Here is a 20681-nt window from a genome sequence, read left to right as displayed (position 1 = left end):
CCTGACCCAAGTGGTAGAGCCGCGCGGCAGCATTGACCAGAGGCACCTTTTCCCCCAAACACCGATCGTCTAGGGTCGGCCGAAACACAGGTTCTGGGGGGAACGCGGGCGTGCAGAGATTCGACAGATATGTGCTGTCGCAACTCATGGTGGTCTTTGGGTTTTTTGCCCTTGTGCTGGTGATGGTCTATTGGGTCAACCGGTCGGTGAGCCTGTTCGACGAGCTGATCGCCGATGGCCATACCGCGGGCATCTTTCTCGAATTCACGCTGTTGAGCCTGCCGGGCGTCATCGCCATCGTGCTGCCCATCGCGGCCTTTGGCGCGGCGGTCTATGTCACCAACCGCATGTCGAACGAATCCGAGCTGACGGTGATCAAGACCATGGGCTACTCGCCCTGGCGCATCGCGCGCCCGGTGCTGGTGTTCGGGCTGGTGATCGGTGCGATGATGGCGATTCTCAGCCACCTTCTGGTGCCCGCCTCCATCGCCCAGCTGCGCCTGCGCGAGTCGCAGATCTCCGGCTCGGTCTCGGCGAGGCTGCTGCATGAGGGCACCTTTCTGCACCCGACCCGTGGCGTGACCTTCTATATCCGCGACATCACCCCCGAAGGCGAGCTGAAGGACGTCTACCTGTCCGACCGCCGCGATTCCCGGCGCTCGATGACCTACACGGCAGAGACCGCCTATATCCTGCGCGACGATTCCGGGCCGAAGCTGGCGATGAAATCGGGCATCGCACAGACCTTCCTGCGCGCCGAAGAGACGCTCTCGACCACCAATTTCACCGATCTCACCTACGATATCAGCGAGCTGGTCTCCGCCGGCAACCAGCCCGGGCGGCGCACCCGTCAGATCTCCACCTGGGAGCTGCTGACCGAGACGAATGCCGTGGCCGCAGAGGTCAATGACAGCATCGGCGAGGTGCTGGAGGAGGCGCATATGCGCTTCGAGCAGCCGCTGCTCTGCGTGGTGGCGGCGCTGATCGGCTATGCAGCGCTGATGACCGGCACCTTCTCGCGCTTCGGCATCACCCGCCAGATCGTCGGCGCGATCTTTCTGCTGGTGCTGGTGAAACTGGTGGAAAGCGCGGTGAGCGATCCGGTGCGCGCCAATGCGGCGCTCTGGCCGCTGATCTACCTGCCGAGCGTCATCGGCACCGGCATCGCCGGCGTGCTGCTCTGGCGCGCCTCGCGGCCCTTCCGCCCCGGCAAGCCCGCCCCCGAGACGGAGGCGGCGCCCGCATGATCCTGCACCGCTATTTCGCCCGGCGCTTCTTCTGGATGTTCATGTCGATCCTCGGCATCTTCGCGCTGTTCCTCGGCCTCGTCGATCTGGTCGAGCAGTTGCGCAAGTTCGACAGCGACGTGAGCTTTGGCCAGGTGGTGCAGGTGACGCTGCTGAAACTGCCCGAGGGGCTCTACGAGATCCTGCCGCTGGTGATGATCCTCGCCACCGCGGCGCTGTTTCTGATGCTGGCGCGCAGCTCCGAGCTGGTGGTGGTGCGCGCCGCCGGGCGTGCCGGACTCACCGCGCTGCTGGGGCCGGTGCTGGTGGCGCTGGTGATCAGCGGCATCACCGTGGCGATGCTCAACCCGCTCGTTGCCGCCACCTCGAAACGCGCCAGCGACCTGACCGAAAGCTACGAGAGCGACGGCGCCTCGGTGATCTCCATCGGCAAGGAAGGGCTTTGGCTGCGTCAGGGCGGTGAGCGCGGTCAGACGGTGATCCGCGCCGACCGGGCCAATCCCGATGCGACGGTGCTCTATGACGTGAGCTTTCTCGCCTATGCCCCCGATGGCGGGCCGGTGCGTCGCATTCAGGCCGCCGAGGCGGCGCTGGAGGATGGCGCCTGGGTGCTGCGCGACGCCAAGGCCTGGCCGCTCGCCGCCGGGCTCAACCCCGAAAGCTCCGCCGAGCGCCACGACGTGCTGCGCATCGAGTCGGATCTGACACAGGACGGCATCCGCGACCGTTTCGGCAAGCCCTCGGCCATCGCGATCTGGGATCTGCCGGCATTCATCGGCGGACTGGAACAGGCGGGCTTTTCCGCGCGCCGCCATGTGGTCTGGTTCCAGATGGAGCTGGCGCGGCCCGTCTTTCTGATCGCCATGGTGCTCGTCGCCGCGGGCTTTACCATGCGCCCGGCGCGGCTGGGACGCACCGGCCTGCATGTGCTGGCCGCCGTGCTGCTTGGCTTCGGCCTCTACTACGTGCGCAATTTCGCGCAGATCATGGGTGAGAACGGCCAGCTGCCGCCGATCCTCGCCGCCTGGATCCCGCCGGTGGCCTCGCTGCTGCTGGCGCTGGGACTCGTCCTTCAGATGGAGGACGGCTGATGATCCGCCTCGCCCGCCCGCTCTGCCTCGCCGCCCTGCTCGCGCTCTCGGCGCCGCTGCCGGTGCTCGCACAGACCACCACCATCGCCGCCGATGCGCAGGACGAAAGCACCGAGCCCGCGCTGCTCATCGCGGATTCGGTCTTTGTCGAGGACGGCACGCGGCTCGTCGCCTCCGGCAATGTCGAGGCGCTGCATGACGGCATGCGCATGACCGCCACGCACATCCTCTTCGACCAGAAGAACGGCACGCTGACCATCGAGGGGCCGATCCGGATCACCGACGAGGCGGGCAACCTGCTGCTCGCCGATGCCGCCGAGATGGAGGAAGGCCTGCGCAACGGGCTGCTGAAGGGCGCCCGCATGGTGATGGACGACCAGCTGCAACTGGCGGCGGTCGAGGCGCAGCGGGTCGAGGGGCGCTACACCCAGCTTTCGCGCGTCGCGGTCACCTCGTGCCAGGTCTGCGGCCGCAACCAGGTGCCGCTCTGGCAGATCCGCGCCAACCGGGTGATCCACGATCAGGAGGAGCGCCAGCTCTATTTCGAGGGCGCGCAGTTCCGCCTGCTCGATGTGCCGATCTTCTGGCTGCCGCATATGCGCCTGCCCGACCCGTCGCTGAAGCGCGCGCGCGGCTTTCTGACGCCGACGATCCGCAGCACGACGCTGCTCGGCACCGGGTTGCGCGTGCCCTATTTCATCCCTCTCGGCGATCATCAGGACATCACCCTGACGCCCTATGTCTCGTCGGAAACCCGCACGCTGGAGGCACGTTATCGCCGCGCCTTCGCCAATGGCACGATCGAGGTGAACGGCGCGGTGACCAAGGACACGCTCAGGCCCGACGACACCCGCGGCTATCTCTTCATCGAAGGCGATTTCGACCTGCGCGACGATTTCAAGCTCGAATTCGATATCCAGAGCGTCTCGGACGACGCCTATTTCAACGAATACGATTACGGCCCCAGCGAACGGCTCGAAAGCGGGCTGACTGTCAGCCGCGCCCGCAAGGACGAATATATCCAGGGCGATCTGCTCTATTACGAGACGCTGCGCGCCGCCGAGGAGAACGACACCCAGCCCTCCACCATGATCAACGCCATGTACGAGCGGCGGTTCTTCCCCACGCGCATGGGCGGCGAGCTGCGGCTCGGCGCGATGGTGCATTCGCATTACCGACGCTCGGATCTCGATATCGACAGCAATGACGACGACAGCGTCGTCGACGGGCGCGACATGGCGCGGCTCTCGGCGGAGGCGAGCTGGCAGCGGCGCTGGACGCTGGCGGGCGGCATCCGGGCCGGTGTCTCGGGTTATCTCTGGGCCGACCGCTACGCGGTGCGCGACGATGCCGCCTCCGACAGCGAAGCCTCGCAGCTCACCCCCGGCGCGGCGCTGGAGCTGCGCTGGCCGCTGATCCGGCGCGGCGCCTATGGCGAGCGCACCCTGCTGGAGCCGGTGCTGCAATATGGCTGGGTCGGCGGCGACCGCCCGAACATCCCCAACGACGAAAGCACCCGGGTCGAGTTCGACGAGGCCAACCTGCTGTCGCTGTCGCGCTTCCCCGCCGACGACCGGCACGAGCGCGGCCGGCTGCTCGCCGCCGGGCTGCGCTGGCTGCACGAGGCGCCGGCGGGCTGGACCGCCGCGCTGACCCTCGGCCGGGTCTGGCGCGACCGGGTGGACGATGATTTCAGCCGCTCCTCGGGCCTTGAGGGCGAGGCTTCGGACTGGCTGATCGCCGGCGGCTTCACCAACCCGCTGGGGCTGCGCATCTCGGCGCGCGGGCTGCTCGACGAAAGCGCCGAGTTCAGCAAGGCCGAGGCGCGCGCCAGCTGGGCCAATGCGCGCATGGATCTCGGCGCCACCTATGTGATGATGGTGCAGGACGACGACGAAGACCGTGACGAAGGCCAGGCGGAATGGGGCTTTGACGGCTCCTACCGGATCAACCGCTACTGGACCGGTTCGGCAGAGTGGCGCTATGACCTTGCCGACCAGCGGCTTGACCGCACCGGTCTGGGGCTGCAATACCGCAATGAATGCGTTCAGGTGGATTTTTCGGTGATGCGCAAGCTGGCCTCCTCGACCAACCTAGAACCGTCCACAGATTTCGGCCTGACAGTGGCGCTGACAGGCTTTGGCACCACAGGCAGCGCCAAGGAGTACCGACGCACATGCAACTGACCTCTGCCCGCCTCATCCGCTCGCTCGTTCTCGCCGCGGGGGTCGCACTTGCCGTGACCCCCGCAACGGCCCCGGCGCAGGGGCTGTTCGCACCGGCGATCACCGTCGACGAGATGGTCATCACGCAATACGAGATCGACCAGCGCACGCAGATGCTGACCCTGCTCAACGCACCGGGCAACCCGGCGGAGCTCGCTCGCGAGCAGTTGATCGACGACAGGCTGCGCCTGCTGGCGGCCCGCGACGCCGGGATCGAGCCCAGCGAGCAGGAGATCCTCGACGGCATGGAGGAGTTCGCGGCCCGAGCCGAGCTCAACCGTGAGGAGTTCATCGCGGCACTGGCGCGCGGCGGCGTCGCCGAAGAGACCTTCCGCGATTTCATCCGCGCCGGCACTGCCTGGCGGACGCTGGTGCAGGGGCGCTTCGCGCAGCGCGCCCAGGTCTCGCCAGACGAGATCGACCGCGCGCTGGCCGGGGCGGGCGGCGGCTCCAATGTGCGGGTGCTGCTCTCCGAGCTGATCATGCCGATGACGCCGCAGAACGCCGAGGAGGTGCGCGCCCGCGCCGCGCGGATCTCTCAGATCGACTCGCTCTCCGAATTCTCCGCCGAGGCGCGGCGCTATTCGGCCACCGCCACACGCGGCGCCGGTGGCCGTCTGCCCTGGCGCGAGTTGAACGAGCTTCCGCCGCAGATGCGTCCGCTGCTGCTCGGCCTGGCGCCCGGCGAAGTGACCGACCCGCTGCCCATCCCCGGCGCCATCGCGCTTTTCCAGCTGCGCGATATCGAAGAGACCGGCTATACCCCGGCCGAAATCGCTGCCGTTGAATACGCCGCCTATTACATGCCGGGCGGGCGCAGCGCCGAAACGCTGGCCAAGGCGCGGGTGCTGGCGGAGCGCGTCGACCGCTGCGACGATCTTTACGGCATCGCCAAGGGCCAGCCGGAAAACGTGCTGGACCGCGGCACGCTGCCGCCCGCCGAGATCCCCACCGACATCGCCTATGAGCTTTCCAAACTCGATCCCGGCGAGGTCTCGACCGCGCTGACGCGCTCGGACGGACAAACGCTGGTCTTCCTGATGCTCTGCGGACGCACCGCCGAGGTCTCCGAGGATGCCGACCGCGCGGAGGTCGAGATGGGGCTGCGCAACCGCCGCGTCGGAGCGCTGGTCGATGCCTATCTCGCGCAGCTGCGCGCCAACGCCCGCATCGTCGAGAAATGAGCGCCGCCCCCGCACCCGTCGCCATGAGCTGCGGGGAACCGTCGGGGATCGGCCCGGAACTGGCCGAAAGCGCCTGGGAGATCCTCGGCGCGGTGCTGCCCTTCGTCTGGATCGGCGAGCCCGCGCATCTGCCGGGCCGCGTGCCGCATGTGCTTGTGAGCAGCCCCGAAGAGGTGGCGCAGGCCGCCACACAGGGTCTGCCGGTGCTGCCGCTCGCCCTGCCCGGCCCGCGCGAGCCCGGCATGCCGCAGCCCGAACAGGCCGCCGGGGTGATCGAGGCCATCGCGCGCGGCGTCGCGCTGGTACAGGAGGGCGCCTGTTCGGCGCTCTGCACGCTGCCGATCTCGAAACAGGCGCTGGCCGAGGGTGCGGGCTTTGCCTATCCCGGCCACACGGAATATCTCGCCGCGCTGGCGGGCGCCGAGGAGGTGGTGATGATGCTGGCCTCCGACGAGCTGCGCGTCGTGCCCGCCACCATCCATATCGCGCTCTCCGAGGTGCCGCGCGCGCTGACCGCCGGGCTGCTGGAAAAGCGCCTGCGCATCACCCATGCGGCGCTCATCGCGCAGTTCGGCATCGCCGCGCCGCGCATCGCCGTGGCCGGGCTCAACCCCCATGCGGGCGAAGGCGGGCGCATGGGCCGCGAGGAGATCGAGCTGATCGTCCCGGTACTCGACCGGCTGCGCGGTGAGGGAATGGATCTGGCAGGTCCGCTGCCCGCCGATACGATGTTTCATGCCGAGGCGCGGGCGAGCTATGACGCGGCGGTCTGCATGTATCACGACCAGGCGCTGATCCCGATCAAGACGCTGGGTTTCGACAAAGGTGTGAACGTGACGCTGGGCCTGCCTTTCATCCGCACATCGCCCGATCACGGCACCGCCTTCGGCATCGCCGGAAAGGGCATTGCCAACCCCTCCTCGACGGTGGAGGCGCTGAAGCTGGCCTGGCGCATGGCCGGTGGCACGGTTTGACCGGCGGGCGGACGGGTCGCGGCCCATGCCGGGCGCCGCGAAGGCGTCCCGCATCGCGGTGAGTATTTTGAGAAAGATGAAGACATGAGCGGGATCGACGGGCTGCCGCCGCTGCGCGAAGTGATCGCGACGCATGAGCTCTCGGCAAAGAAATCGCTGGGGCAGAACTTTCTGCTGGATCTCAACCTGACCGCCAAGATCGCGCGGCAGGCGGGCGATCTCTCGGGCATGGATGTGCTGGAGGTCGGGCCCGGCCCGGGCGGGCTGACCCGGGGGCTTCTGGCCGAGGGCGCGCGCAAGGTGCTGGCCATCGAAAAGGACACGCGCTGCCTGCCCGCACTGGCGGAGATCGCCGAGGCCTATCCCGGGCGACTGGAGGTGATCTCGGGCGATGCGTTGCAGGTCGACCCGCTGGCGCATCTGACCCCGCCCATCGCGATCTGCGCGAACCTGCCCTACAATGTCGGTACCGAGCTGCTGGTGCGCTGGCTGACGCCGGAGATCTGGCCGCCGTTCTGGACCACGCTGACGCTGATGTTCCAGCGCGAGGTGGCCGAGCGCATCGTGGCCCAGCCGGGCAGCAAGGCTTACGGGCGGCTGGCGGTGCTGGCGCAGTGGCGCGCCGAGGCGCGGATCGTGCTCAGCCTGCCACCCTCGGCCTTCACCCCGCCGCCCAAGGTCTCCTCTGCGGTGGTGCATCTGCGCGCCCTGCCCGAGCCGCGTTTTCCCGCCGAGCGCGCGGTGCTCGAGCGCGTGGTCGCCGCCGCCTTCAACCAGCGCCGCAAGATGTTGCGTGCCGCGCTGAAGGGGCTGGCGCCGGATATCGAGGACCGGCTGGAAGCGGCGGGCATCGCGCCCACGGAGCGGGCCGAGCAGGTGTCGCTGGAACAGTTCTGCGCACTGGCCCGCGCGTTGGCCTGACACGCAAACGCCGCGCCCCGGTAATACCGGAGCGCGGCGTTTCTGTTTCTCTGATCGAATACGCCTATTCGGCGGCGTCGGGGGTCGGAGCCTCACCCTTATCGGTTTTATCGGCTTTCTTGCGGGGCGCGCGGCTGCGGGCGGGTTTTTCCTCCGCAGTTGCGCCCTCTTCGGCGACCGGCTCGGCCTTCTTGCGCGGGCGGCGCGGGCGTTTGGGCTTTTCCTCCGCGGCGGGCGGCGGGGTTTCGCGGTTTTCCGGCGTTTCCACCAGACCGGCATCGTCAGAGCCGCCCATATCGATCACGTCGGATTGCGGCGTGCCGCTCTCCTGGGGACGCGGCGTATCCTGCGGCTGTGGCTGTGGTTGCGCTTGCGACTGCGCGTCGCCCTCCTCGCGGTCGGAGGATTTCTGCGCATCGCGCTCGGCACGTTCCCGGTCACGCTGCGACTGGCGCTCGCGATTCTCGCGCTCCTGCTGCTCGCGCCGGGCATCGACCTCACGCTGCGCCTCCGACAGCATGCGCATGTAATGCTCGGCATGCTGCTGGAAGTTCTCGGCGGCGACACGGTCATTGCCCAGCGAGGCGTCGCGCGCCAGCTGGTTGTACTTGTCGATGATCTGCTGCGGCGTACCGCGCACCTTGCCCTCGGGGCCAGAGCTGTCGAACACCCGGTTGACGACATTGCCCAGCGAGTTGCGGTTGCGGTTGTTCTTCGACCGCGAACGGGATTTCGAGGATCGCATGTTGTTCTGCTATCAGCCTTGTGTCTGACTGTCCCTGTGACCCTGCGGCGCTTTGGGCGCCATCCGATGCGGGGTCACACTTATGTAGGGTTAATGTCGGGCGGGACCGCCGAAAGGCATCCACCGCTCCGATCACTCATGACTAACCATGTCCGGGGCCCGGAAACAAGGGAAAATCGGTGAAGGTGACCGGAAATCCGGCAGAAATCCGCGTCTCATTCGACTCAAAGCGTTTGCAGACGGGCCGAAACCACCCGGTCGCGCCCGTCGAAATCACGCGTCACCGCGACATCGCCCAGCCCGGCCTGCCTCATCAGGGCGCAGACCGCCGACGCCTGGCTGGGGCCGATCTCGACGAGAATCCGCCCGCCCGGGACAAGATGCCGCGCCGCGCCGGCGGCAATGGCGCGATAGGCGCCGAGCCCGTCGCCCTCGTCGGTCAGCGCGAGACGCGGCTCGTGTAGGCGCACCTCGTCTTCCAGCCCCGGCATCTCGGCCAGCGCGATATAGGGCGGGTTCGAGACGATCAGATCGAAGCGTTCCGGCCCCTCCCCAAGCGCGGCATACCAGTCGCCCTGCCTCAATGTCGCGCGTGGGGTGAGGTTCAGAGCGTCGCGGTTGCGCGCTGCGACGGCGAGCGCGGCGTCCGAGAGATCGGTGCCGATGCCCCGGCTCTCGGAGCGCTCCGCCAGCAGCGTGAGCAGGATGCAGCCGGAGCCGGTGCCGAGGTCGAGCAGATGTGTGAAGGGCTGCTCCAGCGCCGCGCCGATGAGGATCTCGGTCTCGGGGCGCGGGTCGAGCACATCCGGGGTGACCCGAAAGCTGCGTCCGTAAAAGGCGCGCTGGCCGATCAGATGCGAGACCGGCGCCCGGGCGGCGCGGCGGGCGATCAGGGCGGCGAAGGCGGCGGCATGGTCCTGAGAGACCGGATCGGGCAGCACCAGCGTCAGCCGACCGGGCGCGATGCCGAGCACATGCGCCAGCAGCCGGCGCGCATCGCGGGCGGGATCGGGGATGCCCGCCTCTGCCAGCTGTCGCACGGCCTCGGCCAGAAGCGCCGCGCCCGTCACCGGCGCGCCCAAGAATTTTCCTCCGAAAGTTCTTTTCCCCCCGCCCCGGCGCGCCTCACGCGCCCATCTCCGCAAGCTGCGCCGCCTGCGCATCGGCGGTGAGCGCATCGACGATCTCGTCGATATCGCCGCCGAGGATCTGGTCGAGCCGGTAGAGCGTCAGCCCGATACGGTGATCGGTCATCCGGCCCTGGGGAAAGTTATAGGTGCGGATGCGCTCGGAGCGGTCGCCGCTGCCGACCTGGCTGCGGCGGTCCGAGGCGCGGTCCTGCGCGGCCTTCTGGCGCTCCATGTCGAAGAGCCGGGCGCGCAGCACGTTCATCGCGATCTCGCGGTTACGGTGCTGCGATTTTTCCGAGCTGGTGACCACGATGCCGGTGGGCAGGTGGGTGATCCGCACCGCCGAGTCGGTGGTGTTGACGTGCTGGCCACCCGCGCCGGAGCTGCGCATCGTGTCGATGCGGATATCGCCGGGGGCGATGTCGATATCCACCGCCTCGGCCTCGGGCAGCACGGCGACGGTGGCGGCGGAGGTGTGGATGCGGCCGCCGCTCTCGGTCTCGGGCACGCGCTGCACGCGGTGCACGCCGGATTCGAATTTCAGCCGGGCAAAGACATTGTCACCCTCGATCCGCACCACCAGCTCGCGCAGCCCACCGAGCTCGGTCGGCTGCTCCTCGATCACCTCCCAGCGCCAGCCGCGCGCCTCGGCATAGCGCTGATACATGCGCGCAAGATCGCCGGCGAAGAGCGCCGCCTCCTCGCCGCCCGTTCCGGGGCGGATCTCGAGGATTGCCGGGCGCGCATCGGCGGCATCCTTGGGCAGCAGCGAGAGCTGAAGCGCCTGCTCCGCCTCGGGCAGCCGCGCGCGCAGCAAAGGCAGCTCCTCCTCGGCCAGCGCCTTCATCTCGGGATCGGCCAGCATCGCCTCGGCCTCGGCAAGATCGGACTGGAGGCTGTCCCACTCGGCGATCTGATCGACCACCGGCTTCAGCTCGGCATATTCGCGGCCCAGAGCGGCAATATCACCCGATCCCTCGGCCATGCGGGCCTCAAGATATTCGAAACGCTCTCGGATCTGCTGAAGACGGTCTGCGGGGATCATGGCGCCACTGTCTTCCCCGAAACCGCGCAGGCGTCAAGGGCGGCACAAATCTCTTCGAAGAGATTTGCAAATTCCTTAAAAGGAATTTGCCGTCACTCCGCGGCGCCGAGCTGGCCCAGCCAGCCCTCTACACGCGTCCGGTTCACGCCGAGATCCGACTGGCCGAAGCGCTGGCGTGCGTAAAGCTCAAGATGCCCCTCGCCGAGCTGCACCGTGGTGTAATCGGGAAAGCCCATCCATTGCGAACGGGTGATATAGGTCACCCGCCCCTCGTCCGGCGTACCGGCCAGCACCTCGGTGCGCGGCGTCTCCAGGATGATGCGATGCAGCGCGGCAAAGACCGCCTCGCCGCCGGGGACGCGCCGCCGCACGCCGCTGGCCAGATCCTGATCCGCGCTCACCTTGGGATCCACATGCCAGACGGCGGGATCGGAGGGGGCAAGACGGATCCAGGCGAGCCCGCCGATCACGGCGAGCAGAATGATCCAGAACAGAATCCGCAAGAGGAACGGCCCTTTCGTTTGAACATCGCGATCCGGCAGCGCCGTGCAATCCAGGCACAGCAAACCCCTGCCCGGGCCGCGCGCTCTTCTGTTCACATGATTCTGCCCGGCGGGAAAAGGCCGTTGCGCTCACAATCGCGGGAATCCGCCGAAGCGCATTCAACCTTTACGTCGCGTCCAGCCCCAGAGGCAGAGCAGCTCGGTCGCCACATGCGCCGCCGCGATGGCGGTGGCACCGGTGGTGTCGAAGGGCGGCGAGACCTCGACCACGTCACCGCCCTTGAGGTTGATCCCTGCCAGGCCGCGCAGCATCACCGCCGCCTGATGGCTGCTGAGCCCGCCCCAGACCGGCGTGCCGGTGCCCGGCGCAAAGGCGGGGTCGAGCGCGTCGATGTCGAAGGTCAGATAGACCGGGTGGCGCTCGACGATGTCGTGGATGCGGGCGGCGACGGTCTCGGGCCCCTCGCGATGCACCTCGCGGGCGTCGAGGATGTGAAAGCCCATCGTGTCGGGATTGTCGGTGCGGATGCCGATCTGAACCGAGCGCGCCGGGTCCACATAGCCGAGCTTCACCGCCTTATACATGAAGGTACCATGGTCGATGCGGCTGAAATCGTCATCGGCCCAGGTGTCCGTATGGGCATCGAACTGGATCACGCTCAGGGGCCCGTATTTCTCCGCATGGGCCTTGAGAATCGGCAGGGTGATCGAGTGATCGCCGCCCAGCGTCACCGTCGCGGCGCCTTGTTCGAGGATTCCCGAAATATGTTTTTCCAGCGTTTCGGGAAAGGCCGAAACATTTGCATAATCAAAGGCCAGATCGCCGTAATCGGCGATGGCGAATTCGCTCAGCACATCGTAGCCCCAGCCATAGGGCGCGTCGCAGGGTTGCAGCGCGCTCGCCTCGCGGATCGCGCGCGGCCCGAGCCGCGTGCCCGTGCGGTTGGTCACCGCCTGGTCGAAGGGCACGCCGGTCACGGCGATATCCACCCCGCGCAGATCCTTGGTGTATTTGCGCCGCAGGAAGGAGGTGGCGCCGCCGAACACGTTCTCAAAGCTCGGCCCCTTCAGATCCTCGCGGGTGAAAGCGTGGTCGATCTGGGTTTTCGCGTCTTCCAGTGCCATGAGATCCCTCAGCTTTTCAGGGGCAGCGCGGTTTCCACCAGCCGCGCGAAGAACGACGCGCCGATGGGCGCGATGGTGTCGTTGAAATCGTATTTCGGGTGGTGGCAATTGGGTGTGTCGCCCTGCCCGAGGAAGAGATAGGCGCCGGCGCGTGCCTCCAGCATGTAGGAGAAATCCTCTGCCGGCATGATCGGGTCGATATCGTCGCGCACCTTGTCGTCGCCCACCACCGCGCGCGCCACCTCTGCGGCAAAAGCGGCCTGTGCGGCGTGATTCACCGTGGGTGGATAGCCGCGATCGTAGATCACCTTGGCTGTGCAGCCATAGACGGCGGCCTGCGCCTCGGCGATCTCGCGCAGCCGGCGCTCGGCCAGATCCCGGGTCTCGGGGCTGAAACTGCGCACCGTGCCGCCCAGCCAGGCGGTGCCGGGGATGATATTATGCGCGGTGCCGGCATGGATCTCGGTGACCGAGACCACCAGCCGGTCGATGGCGCTGACATTACGGCTGACGATGGTCTGCAAGGCGCCGACCATGGCGGCGGCGGCGGGCACCGGATCGGTGCTCATATGCGGCTCGGCGCCATGGCCGCCCTGCCCGGCGATCTCGATGCGGAACTCGTCCGCCGAGGCCATCAGCGGGCCGGGCGCGGTCAGGATATGGCCCTCGGGCTCGCCCGGGGAATTGTGGATGCCATAGACCTCCTCGACGTCGAAGCGGTCCATCACGCCTTCCTCGACCATAACCTTGCCGCCGCCACCGCCCTCTTCGGCGGGCTGGAACAGCAGTACCGCGCGGCCGGCGAAATTGCGCGTCTCGGCAAGGTATTTCGCTGCCCCCAGAAGCATCGTCGTATGGCCGTCATGGCCGCAGGTATGGGCCATGCCCGGCACGGTGGAGGCGTGATCCGTGCCCGAGAGATCCTCCATCGGCAGCGCGTCCATATCGGCGCGCAGCGCGATGGTGCGGCCCGGCGCGCGGCCCTCGATCACCGCGACGACGCCAGTCTGCGCGATCCCTTCGTGTATTTCCGAAATACCGAAAGATCTCAGCTTTTCAGTCACAAAGGCGGCGGTCTTCACGCAATCGAACAAGAGCTCGGGATGTCGGTGCAGATGGCGGCGCCATTCCGTCAGCGTGTCGGCCTCGGCGGCGATGGAATTGATCACGGGCATGGGGATCTCCTTATGCGGGCCATGAAAACGCGAAAGCGTTCAGCCCTTCAAGGGGTGGCGGGTCTCGATCAGCCGGGCGAAGAAGCTGGCCCCGATGGGCGCCGCCTCGTCGTTGAAATCGAATTTCGGGTGATGGCAAAACGGCCCCTCGCCCTGGCCCATGTAGAGAAAGGCACCGGGACGCGCCTCCAGCATGTAGGAGAAATCCTCTGCCCCCATCGAGGGCACGGACTCGTCCTCCACCTCCGGCACGATCCCGCGTGCGACGGAGACGGCAAACTCCGTCTGTTTCGCGTGGTTGATGGTGGGCGGGTAGTTGCGCTGATAGTCGAGCTCGGCCGTGACGCCATAGGCCATGGCCTGCCCGGCGACGATCTCGCGGATGCGCTTTTCCGTCATGTCACGGATGCCGGGATCGAAGCTGCGCACGGTGCCGGCCAGATAGGCGGTCTCGGGGATCACATTGGTGGCCGAGCCCGTCTGCACCACGGTCAGCGACACCACCAGCGATTCCAGCGGATCGGTGTTGCGTGAGGGCACGGTTTGCAGCGCCTGACCGATGGCCAGCGCGCAGGGGATCGGGTCGATACAGGTGTCGGGATGCGCAGCATGACCGCCGCGCCCGGTGAGGTGCAGCTCGAAATCGTCCACCGCCGCCATCAGCGGGCCGGTGCGCGTGGCGATCTCGCCCAGCGGGCGCGAGGGATCGGTATGCAGCGCATAGACCTCCTCGACGCCGAACCGCTCCATGATGCCTTCCTCGACCATGATACGTCCGCCGCCGATGGTCTCTTCCGCCGGCTGAAAGATCAGCACCACCCTGCCCGCGAATTTCCGCGTCTCGGCGAGGTATTTCGCCGCCCCCAGCAGCATCGTCGTGTGGCCGTCATGACCGCAGGCATGCATCCGCCCGGGCACTTCGGAGGCATAGTCCGCCCCGGTCTCCTCCTCCATCGGCAGCGCGTCCATATCGGCGCGCAGCCCGGTCACCGGGCCGTCGCCCTGCCCCTCGATCACCGCCACGACGCCGCTTTGCGCGATCCCTTCGTGTATTTCCGAAATACCGAATTCCCGCAGCTTCCCAACCACGAAGGCTGCTGTCTGGTGGCAATCGAGGCTCAGCTCGGGGTGGCGGTGCAGGTGGCGGCGCCAGGTTTTCATCTCTCCGGCGTAATCGGCGATGCGGTTGACGATGGGCATGGGTGGACTCCGGGGGATGCATGTCGCAGGACTGAGCCAATACCGAAATGCGGGGGAAGTCCATGAGCGACGATCTGATCCACAACCCCAAGGGCGGAATGCCGCGGCTGCTGGAGATCATGCGGCGGCTGCGCGATCCGGAGACCGGCTGCCCCTGGGATATCGAACAGGATTTCGCCTCCATCGCGCCTTACACGATCGAAGAGGCCTATGAGGTCGCCGATGCAATCGAGCGCGAGGCCTGGGGCGAGCTGAAGGGCGAGCTGGGCGATTTGCTGTTCCAGTCGGTGTTTCATGCGCAGATGGCGAGCGAAAAGGGCCTTTTCAGCTTCGACGAGGTCGCGGACACCATGTCGGACAAGATGGTGGCGCGGCACCCGCATGTGTTCGGCGACGAGTCGAACGCCAAGACACCGGAGCAGCAGACCGCCGACTGGGAGGCGATCAAGGCGCAGGAGCGCGCGGCCAAGGCGGAAAAGGGTGTGCTCGACGGCGTGGCGATGGGGCTGCCGGCGCTGCTCCGCGCGGTAAAGCTGCAAAAGCGTGCGGCACGGGTGGGGTTTGATTGGCCGTCAACCGATCAGGTGATCGACAAGATCGTGGAAGAGGCGCAGGAGCTGCGCGAGGCCACCGACCCGGACCATATCGAGGAGGAATTCGGCGATCTGCTCTTTGTCATGGCCAATCTCGCACGGCACATGAAGATCGACCCCGAGGCCGCGCTGCGCGCCGCCAATGCCAAGTTCACCCGCCGCTTCGGCGCGGTCGAGGCAGCGCTGGCCGAAAAGGGCCGCCGCCCGGAGGACAGCACGCTGGAGGAGATGGACGCGCTCTGGGATGCGGAAAAGCGCCGGGAAAAAGCGAAAAACGCCTGAAAGCTGTGCACAAAGATTGACCCGACAGTTTTAATCGGGTTTCTATCCGGCAATTGTAACCGCAAGACCGGAGTCAACCTTATGCGCCTTGCATCCACCGCCATCGCCCTGCTCGCTGCCGCCAGCCCGGCCCTGGCCGAAGAGGTCAACCTCTATTCCTACCGCCAGCCGGAGCTGCTGGCGCCGCTGACCGACGCCTTCACCGAGGCGACAGGGATCGACGTCAATGTCGCCTATCTCAGCAGCGGTCTGGTGGAACGGTTGCAGGCCGAGGGCGACCGCTCGCCCGCCGATCTGGTCTTTACCGTCGATATCGCGCGGCTCTCGGCCATCGTGAATGCCGGCGTGACCCAACCGGTGGACAGCGCCGTGCTGGAGGAAAACGTGCCGGCGCAATACCGCGACCCGGGCAACCAGTGGTTCGGTCTGACGACGCGGGCGCGCATCGCCTATGCCTCCAAGGAGCGGGTCGATCCCTCCGAGGTGACCACATACGAGGATCTTGCCGATCCGAAATGGCGCGGGCGTCTCTGCACCCGCTCGGGCACGCATCCTTATAACGTCGCGCTGGCGGCGGCCTATCTCTACCACCATGGCGAGGAAGAGACGAAGGCCTGGCTCGAAGGGCTCAAGGCCAATCTGGCGCGCAAGCCGCAGGGTAACGACCGGGCGCAGGTCCGCGCGGTCTGGGCCGGCGAATGCGATATCGCGCTCGGCAACACCTATTACATGGGCCAAATGCTGAACGATCCCGAACAGGTGGAATGGGCGGAATCGGTCAATGTGCTGTTCCCGGTCTTCGAGGGCGGCGGCACGCATGAGAACATCTCGGGCGTGGCGATGACCAAAGCGGCACCGAACCGCGAGAACGCACTGAAGATGATGGAATTCCTGACCTCGCCCGAGGCGCAGGAGATCTATGCACATGCCAATTACGAATACCCCGTCGCGCCGGGCACCGAGGCCGACGATCTGGTGAAGAGCTGGGGCAGCTTCACCGCCGATGACGTGAACCTGATGGAGCTCGCCGATCACCGCGCCGAAGCGCTGCGGCTCATCGAAGAGGTCGATTTCGACGGGTGATTAATTTGGGCCGCGCCCTGGCGTGCGGCCCATATGCTTCGCGCTCGGGACGTCCAGAATGGAGCGGGTGATACTCGCCACCAGCCTGCATTTGAGCGTCGACCTGCGCGGAATCAAGGCGAAGCCGCCGCGCCATCGCCGGCCCGTCCCCCGGGCTGGCGATTTGGTGACAACAGCGCCGCGTGTTTAGGTCTTTCGGGTTTGGCCGGGATAAATCGAGAGGTTCAGAGCTGAGATCGCCACCCCACGGGCCGGCGATGGCGCGGCTCGCCCTAGCATGGCGCCCATAAATCGGCGATCTGTATTTCCGACCACCACACTCCCCCAAAACGCGAAACGGCGCCCGCAAGGGACGCCGCTGCAATAGTCCGGAGGCTCCGGAAAGCGCCTTACGACGCTTCCTTGATGAACTTCACCGCATCGCCGAAGGTCTGGATGGTCTCGGCCGCATCGTCCGGAATCTCGATCCCGAATTCTTCCTCGAAGGCCATGACCAGTTCGACGGTGTCGAGGCTGTCTGCGCCCAGATCGTCGATGAACGACGCGCTCTCGGTCACCTTGTCCTCTTCCACGCCGAGATGCTCGACAACGATCTTGCGCACGCGATCAGGGATATCGCTCATTATTCCGTCCTCACATTTCTCCGGGCCCGCGGCCCCGTTCTGCCCTTGCCCCACCGGGGTGGAGGCTTTTCACGCCCGAAACGGGCGGCTCTTCCCGGATGCCCGGGACCGGCCTTGCAACGCGGTAAACCGCGCCCCCCGGCCTCATTCCTTGCGCGCCTATACCATAAGGCGACCGCTTGGCAAATGCTTTCCGCCCCTGCCCTTACAGCATCGCCATGCCACCGTTTACGTGCAGGGTCGAGCCCGTCACGTAACCGGCCTCGGCGCTCGAAAGATAGAGCACGGCGGCGGCGATTTCCTCGGGCGAACCCATGCGTCCGGCGGGGATCTGCCCCATGATCGCGGCCTTCTGGTCGTCGTTCAGTTTGTCGGTCATCGCGGTCTCGATAAAGCCCGGCGCGACGGCATTCACCGTCACCCCGCGCGAGGCGACCTCATAGGCAAGCGATTTCGACATGCCCACCATGCCGGCCTTGGCGGCGGCATAGTTGCCCTGACCGGGATTGCCGGTGGCGCCCACGATGGAGGAGATGTTCACGATCCGGCCCCAGCGCGCCTTCATCATGCCGCGCAGCACGCCCTTGCAGAGCTTGAAGGTCGCGGTGAGGTTCACGTCCAGCACCGACTGCCATTCCTCGTCCGACATCCGCATGAACAGGTTGTCGCGGGTGATGCCGGCATTGTTCACCAGAATGTCGACGCTGCCCATGGCCTCCGCCGCCTGTTTCGGCAGCGCCGCCACGGCCTCGGCATCCGAGAGGTTACAGGGCAGCACAAAGGCACGCTCGCCCAGTTCCTCGGCCAGCGCCTGAAGCGGCGCCTCGCGGGTGCCCGAGAGCCCCACCGTGGCGCCCGCCTGATGCAGCGCCTTGGCGATGGACCCGCCAATGCCGCCCGACGCGCCGGTGATCAGCGCGCATTTTCCCGTAAGATCGAACATGTCCGTATAACTCCCTGCCTCGTTTCCCGTGCCGCTCAGGCCGATGCGGCCTCGAGCACCTTGGCCACGTCCTCGGGCGTGCCCACCGCCTGCACGGCGGCGGCGCGGTGGATGCGCCGGACCATGCCCGAGAGCGCCTTGCCGGCTCCGATTTCCCAGAACTCGGTGACGCCCTGCGCCACCATGTATTCCACCGATTCACGCCAGCGGACAGAGCCCGTGACCTGCTCGACCAGCAGCGCGCGGATCTCTGCCGGATCGGTCACCGCGGCGGCGCGCACATTGGCCACCAGCGGCACCGAGGGGGATGCGATCTCGACGCCGGCAAGCGCCTCGGCCATGACCTCGGCGGCGGGCGCCATCAGCGCGCAATGGAAGGGCGCGCTCACCGGCAGCATCAGCGCGCGCTTGGCGCCCTTTTCCTTGGCCAGCGCCACGGCGCGCTCGACGGCGGCCTTGCTGCCAGAGATTACCACCTGGCCCGGATCGTTGTCATTGGCGGCGGCACAGACCTCGCCCGGTGCGGCGGCGGCCTCCGCCACCTCGCGCGCGGTGGCAAGATCGAGCCCCAGCAGCGCCGCCATGGCGCCCTCGCCCACCGGCACCGCCTGTTGCATGGCAAGGCCGCGCGTGCGCAGCAGCCGCGCCGCATCGGCGATGCTCAGCGCGCCCGCGGCGGTCAGCGCGGAATATTCGCCCAGCGAATGGCCAGCGACAAAGCTTGCGCTCGACACCTGGATGCCCTCGGCCTCCAGCGCCCGCAGCGCCGCCATCGAGGTCGCCATCAGCGCCGGCTGCGCATTCTCGGTCAGCGTCAGCGTCTCGGCGTCGCCCTCCCAGATCAGCGCCGAGAGCTTCTCTCCCAGTGCCGCGTCGACCTCGTCGAACACGGCCTGCGCCGCCGGATAGGCCTCGGCCAGCGCCCGGCCCATGCCGATCGCCTGGGCGCCCTGGCCGGGGAATATGAATGCTCGGGACATGGACGGCTCCTCCCATCGGATGCGGTTTCTGCGGTAACACAGCGGTTTGGGCGCCTCCCATAGCGGTCTCTCAACGCTTTCGCAACGCTCATGCACGCTGAATGTGCGCAGCTTCGCAATTGCGCCGCAGCGCAGCACCGCTAGGTAGGGACGAAGCTGGAGCACAACCCTCAGGAGCCGCAAGATGCCCCTCGCCAATTCGCCCACCACCTACGGCCCGGTCGCGCGCGCCTTTCACTGGCTGATCGCGCTCGGCATTCTGCTGATGATCCCGCTGGGCTGGATCGCGCATCTGGCGCCGATGCAGGACGCCGATCAGATCGCGCTCAAGACCACGCTGTTTTCGGTTCACAAGACACTGGGCGTGGCGCTGTTCCTCCTGGCGCTGGCGCGCATCCTCTGGGCACTGGTGCAGCCGAAGCCGGTGCCGCTGCACCCGCACCGCAAGGGCGAGACGCTGCTTGCCGAGGCGATCCACTGGGTGCTTTACGCGGCGCTGGTGTTGGTGCCGCTTTCGGGCTGGATCGAGCATGCGGCGACCGACGGGTTTGCGCCGATCCTCTGGCCCTTCGGACAAAACCTGCCCTTCGTGCCGAGCTCGCCGCAAGTGGCCGAGACCGCCGCAACGGTGCATTTCCTGTCGCAATGGGCACTTGTGGGCGCGCTGGCCCTGCATATCGTGGGCGCTCTGAAACACACGCTGATGGACCGCGACGCGACGCTGGCACGCATGGCGCGCGGCACCCATGCCGGCGGCGAGGGCCATGGCCATGGCTTTGCCCTGCCGCTGGCGCTGGCACTGCTGGTCTGGGCCGGCGTGCTGGGCGGTGGCGCGGCGGCGGGTTATTTCGCGCAGGATGAGCGCGCGGAGGGCCCGGCGCTGGAACAGGCGGCGAGCGACTGGCAGGTGCAGGAGGGCACACTGTCGATCAGCCTCGTACAGATGGGCTCCGAAGTCACCGGCAGCTTTGCCGACTGGACCGCCGCCATCGCCTTCGAGCCGCAGGACGCACCGGGCAATACCGGCGAGGTGACGGTGACGATCTCGATCCCGTCGCTGACGCTGGGCTCTGTCACCTCGCAGGCGCTGGGGCCGGATTTCTTTGCCGCCGAGACGCACCCGACCGCCACTTTCCAAGCAGATCTGATGAATGCCGCCGATGGCTATGTCGCCGAGGGCACGCTGACCCTGAAAGGTGCCGAGGTGCCGGTCTCGCTGCCCTTCTCGCTGACGCTCGACGGCGATACCGCGCGGATGAGTGGGCGCACCACACTCGACCGGATGAATTACGGCATCGGCGAGAACATGGCCGATGCCGGGCAGCTCAGCCATGAGGTCGAGGTGATCGTCGAACTGACCGCGACCCGCAGCGCCGAGTGACCCGGGCGGGACGCCTCCGGCGGGAGTATTTGCGGAAGGGTCTATTCCAGCTGAGGTGTTCTGAGAGTATGCTAAGGTGCTCTCATGTCTCAGAAAAACCGGTATCTATTTCGGGGGAGAATTTCGGAGAGAAAGTTCCGGGATCTTCTGCGCCTCTTCGCAACCGATATCACCGCTGATCGCGCCGCCTCACTGACCGGCCTTAACCACAAATCAGCCGCCGCGATTTTC

General features: G+C 67.0%; 19 protein-coding genes. 9 read left to right on the top strand and 10 right to left on the bottom strand.

The features are described 5' to 3' along the window. Positions 1–110: 110 nt before the first annotated feature. From lptF to rsmA, 6 genes are all read left to right on the top strand, one after another. Positions 111–1247: an LPS export ABC transporter permease LptF gene (lptF, locus tag I6N89_RS03425; RefSeq protein ID WP_328805836.1), complete on the top strand. Its 1137-nt coding sequence runs from the start codon at positions 111–113 to the stop codon at positions 1245–1247. Continuing rightward, positions 1244–2338: an LPS export ABC transporter permease LptG gene (gene lptG / locus I6N89_RS03420; protein ID WP_207016826.1), complete on the top strand. Its 1095-nt coding sequence runs from the start codon at positions 1244–1246 to the stop codon at positions 2336–2338. Before lptF ends, lptG begins: the two co-directional genes overlap by 4 nt. After that, positions 2338–4524 carry an LPS-assembly protein LptD gene (locus I6N89_RS03415; protein ID WP_207016825.1) on the top strand — a complete coding sequence of 729 codons (2187 nt, stop codon included), beginning with the start codon at positions 2338–2340 and terminating at the stop codon, positions 4522–4524. The genes lptG and I6N89_RS03415 overlap by 1 nt, the downstream gene beginning before the upstream one ends. Continuing rightward, positions 4515–5747: a peptidylprolyl isomerase gene (locus I6N89_RS03410; protein WP_207016824.1), complete on the top strand. Its 1233-nt coding sequence runs from the start codon at positions 4515–4517 to the stop codon at positions 5745–5747. The genes I6N89_RS03415 and I6N89_RS03410 overlap by 10 nt, the downstream gene beginning before the upstream one ends. Beyond that, a complete protein-coding gene (gene pdxA, locus I6N89_RS03405; protein ID WP_207016823.1) occupies positions 5744–6721 on the top strand; it encodes a 4-hydroxythreonine-4-phosphate dehydrogenase PdxA in 978 nt (325 codons plus the stop codon). Before I6N89_RS03410 ends, pdxA begins: the two co-directional genes overlap by 4 nt. An 84-nt stretch (positions 6722–6805) precedes the next feature. After that, positions 6806–7642, top strand: a complete 837-nt coding sequence (gene rsmA, locus I6N89_RS03400) for a 16S rRNA (adenine(1518)-N(6)/adenine(1519)-N(6))-dimethyltransferase RsmA (protein ID WP_207016822.1) — start codon at positions 6806–6808, stop codon at positions 7640–7642. Between the two features lie 64 nt (positions 7643–7706). On the opposite strand, the gene I6N89_RS03395 is transcribed toward rsmA, so the two are convergent. The 7 genes from I6N89_RS03395 to I6N89_RS03365 form a co-directional block, all read right to left on the bottom strand. Beyond that, positions 7707–8387 carry a DUF4167 domain-containing protein gene (locus tag I6N89_RS03395; protein ID WP_207016821.1) on the bottom strand — a complete coding sequence of 227 codons (681 nt, stop codon included), beginning with the start codon at positions 8385–8387 and terminating at the stop codon, positions 7707–7709. 224 nt (positions 8388–8611) lie between these two features. Then, the gene (prmC, locus tag I6N89_RS03390) at positions 8612–9469 is read right to left on the bottom strand and encodes a peptide chain release factor N(5)-glutamine methyltransferase (protein ID WP_236016419.1); all 858 of its coding nucleotides are present in this window, start codon (positions 9467–9469) and stop codon (positions 8612–8614) included. 43 nt (positions 9470–9512) lie between these two features. After that, positions 9513–10562 carry a peptide chain release factor 1 gene (prfA, locus tag I6N89_RS03385; RefSeq protein WP_207016820.1) on the bottom strand — a complete coding sequence of 350 codons (1050 nt, stop codon included), beginning with the start codon at positions 10560–10562 and terminating at the stop codon, positions 9513–9515. 92 nt (positions 10563–10654) lie between these two features. After that, on the bottom strand, positions 10655–11059 hold the full coding sequence (locus I6N89_RS03380; RefSeq protein ID WP_419247614.1) for a DUF1499 domain-containing protein: 405 nt from the start codon (positions 11057–11059) through the stop codon (positions 10655–10657). Between the two features lie 165 nt (positions 11060–11224). Continuing rightward, complete coding sequence (gene speB, locus I6N89_RS03375; RefSeq protein WP_076704214.1) at positions 11225–12190, bottom strand: agmatinase; 966 nt, start codon at positions 12188–12190, stop codon at positions 11225–11227. A gap of 8 nt (positions 12191–12198) precedes the next feature. Then, on the bottom strand, positions 12199–13365 hold the full coding sequence (locus tag I6N89_RS03370) for a M20 aminoacylase family protein (RefSeq protein WP_207016818.1): 1167 nt from the start codon (positions 13363–13365) through the stop codon (positions 12199–12201). Between the two features lie 39 nt (positions 13366–13404). Further along, on the bottom strand, positions 13405–14565 hold the full coding sequence (locus I6N89_RS03365) for a M20 aminoacylase family protein (RefSeq protein WP_207016817.1): 1161 nt from the start codon (positions 14563–14565) through the stop codon (positions 13405–13407). Between the two features lie 62 nt (positions 14566–14627). Between I6N89_RS03365 and mazG the strand changes: the two genes are divergently transcribed. Further along, positions 14628–15440, top strand: coding sequence for a nucleoside triphosphate pyrophosphohydrolase (gene mazG / locus I6N89_RS03360; protein WP_207016816.1), 813 nt, complete (start codon positions 14628–14630; stop codon positions 15438–15440). A gap of 81 nt (positions 15441–15521) precedes the next feature. Continuing rightward, on the top strand, positions 15522–16523 hold the full coding sequence (locus I6N89_RS03355; protein WP_207016815.1) for a Fe(3+) ABC transporter substrate-binding protein: 1002 nt from the start codon (positions 15522–15524) through the stop codon (positions 16521–16523). Positions 16524–16912: 389 nt separating this feature from the next. Here the strand turns inward: I6N89_RS03355 and I6N89_RS03350 are convergent, their stop codons facing one another. From I6N89_RS03350 to fabD, 3 genes are all read right to left on the bottom strand, one after another. Then, entirely contained in the window at positions 16913–17146 is a 234-nt protein-coding gene (locus tag I6N89_RS03350) for an acyl carrier protein (RefSeq protein ID WP_007800270.1), read from the bottom strand. 205 nt (positions 17147–17351) lie between these two features. Further along, complete coding sequence (fabG, locus tag I6N89_RS03345) at positions 17352–18089, bottom strand: 3-oxoacyl-ACP reductase FabG (protein ID WP_076704200.1); 738 nt, start codon at positions 18087–18089, stop codon at positions 17352–17354. Between the two features lie 35 nt (positions 18090–18124). Further along, positions 18125–19069 carry an ACP S-malonyltransferase gene (fabD, locus tag I6N89_RS03340; protein ID WP_207016814.1) on the bottom strand — a complete coding sequence of 315 codons (945 nt, stop codon included), beginning with the start codon at positions 19067–19069 and terminating at the stop codon, positions 18125–18127. Between the two features lie 184 nt (positions 19070–19253). Here fabD and I6N89_RS03335 point away from each other — a divergent pair, with 184 nt between their 5' ends. Continuing rightward, positions 19254–20450, top strand: coding sequence for a cytochrome b/b6 domain-containing protein (locus I6N89_RS03335; RefSeq protein ID WP_207016813.1), 1197 nt, complete (start codon positions 19254–19256; stop codon positions 20448–20450). The last annotated feature ends 231 nt before the right edge of the window (positions 20451–20681 follow it).

Origin of the sequence: Salipiger abyssi (assembly GCF_017311415.1) — a bacterium.
GTDB classification, from domain to species: Bacteria; Pseudomonadota; Alphaproteobacteria; order Rhodobacterales; family Rhodobacteraceae; genus Salipiger; species Salipiger abyssi_A.
Note: the sequence above shows the minus strand (reverse complement) of the source record. Positions and strands in the feature narration are given on the sequence as shown.

Bases quoted from the DNA above. Each gene is read 5' to 3' on its own strand.
- lptG (WP_207016826.1), top strand. From the start codon at position 1,244: ATGATCCTGCACCGCTATTTCGCCCGGCGCTTCTTCTGGATGTTCATG.
- I6N89_RS03415 (WP_207016825.1), top strand. From the start codon at position 2,338: ATGATCCGCCTCGCCCGCCCGCTCTGCCTCGCCGCCCTGCTCGCGCTC.
- I6N89_RS03410 (WP_207016824.1), top strand. From the start codon at position 4,515: ATGCAACTGACCTCTGCCCGCCTCATCCGCTCGCTCGTTCTCGCCGCG.
- pdxA (WP_207016823.1), top strand. From the start codon at position 5,744: ATGAGCGCCGCCCCCGCACCCGTCGCCATGAGCTGCGGGGAACCGTCG.
- rsmA (WP_207016822.1), top strand. From the start codon at position 6,806: ATGAGCGGGATCGACGGGCTGCCGCCGCTGCGCGAAGTGATCGCGACG.
- I6N89_RS03395 (WP_207016821.1), bottom strand. From the start codon at position 8,387: ATGCGATCCTCGAAATCCCGTTCGCGGTCGAAGAACAACCGCAACCGC.
- prfA (WP_207016820.1), bottom strand. From the start codon at position 10,562: ATGATCCCCGCAGACCGTCTTCAGCAGATCCGAGAGCGTTTCGAATAT.
- speB (WP_076704214.1), bottom strand. From the start codon at position 12,190: ATGGCACTGGAAGACGCGAAAACCCAGATCGACCACGCTTTCACCCGC.
- I6N89_RS03370 (WP_207016818.1), bottom strand. From the start codon at position 13,365: ATGCCCGTGATCAATTCCATCGCCGCCGAGGCCGACACGCTGACGGAA.
- I6N89_RS03365 (WP_207016817.1), bottom strand. From the start codon at position 14,565: ATGCCCATCGTCAACCGCATCGCCGATTACGCCGGAGAGATGAAAACC.
- mazG (WP_207016816.1), top strand. From the start codon at position 14,628: ATGAGCGACGATCTGATCCACAACCCCAAGGGCGGAATGCCGCGGCTG.
- I6N89_RS03355 (WP_207016815.1), top strand. From the start codon at position 15,522: ATGCGCCTTGCATCCACCGCCATCGCCCTGCTCGCTGCCGCCAGCCCG.
- I6N89_RS03350 (WP_007800270.1), bottom strand. From the start codon at position 17,146: ATGAGCGATATCCCTGATCGCGTGCGCAAGATCGTTGTCGAGCATCTC.
- fabG (WP_076704200.1), bottom strand. From the start codon at position 18,089: ATGTTCGATCTTACGGGAAAATGCGCGCTGATCACCGGCGCGTCGGGC.
- fabD (WP_207016814.1), bottom strand. From the start codon at position 19,069: ATGTCCCGAGCATTCATATTCCCCGGCCAGGGCGCCCAGGCGATCGGC.
- I6N89_RS03335 (WP_207016813.1), top strand. From the start codon at position 19,254: ATGCCCCTCGCCAATTCGCCCACCACCTACGGCCCGGTCGCGCGCGCC.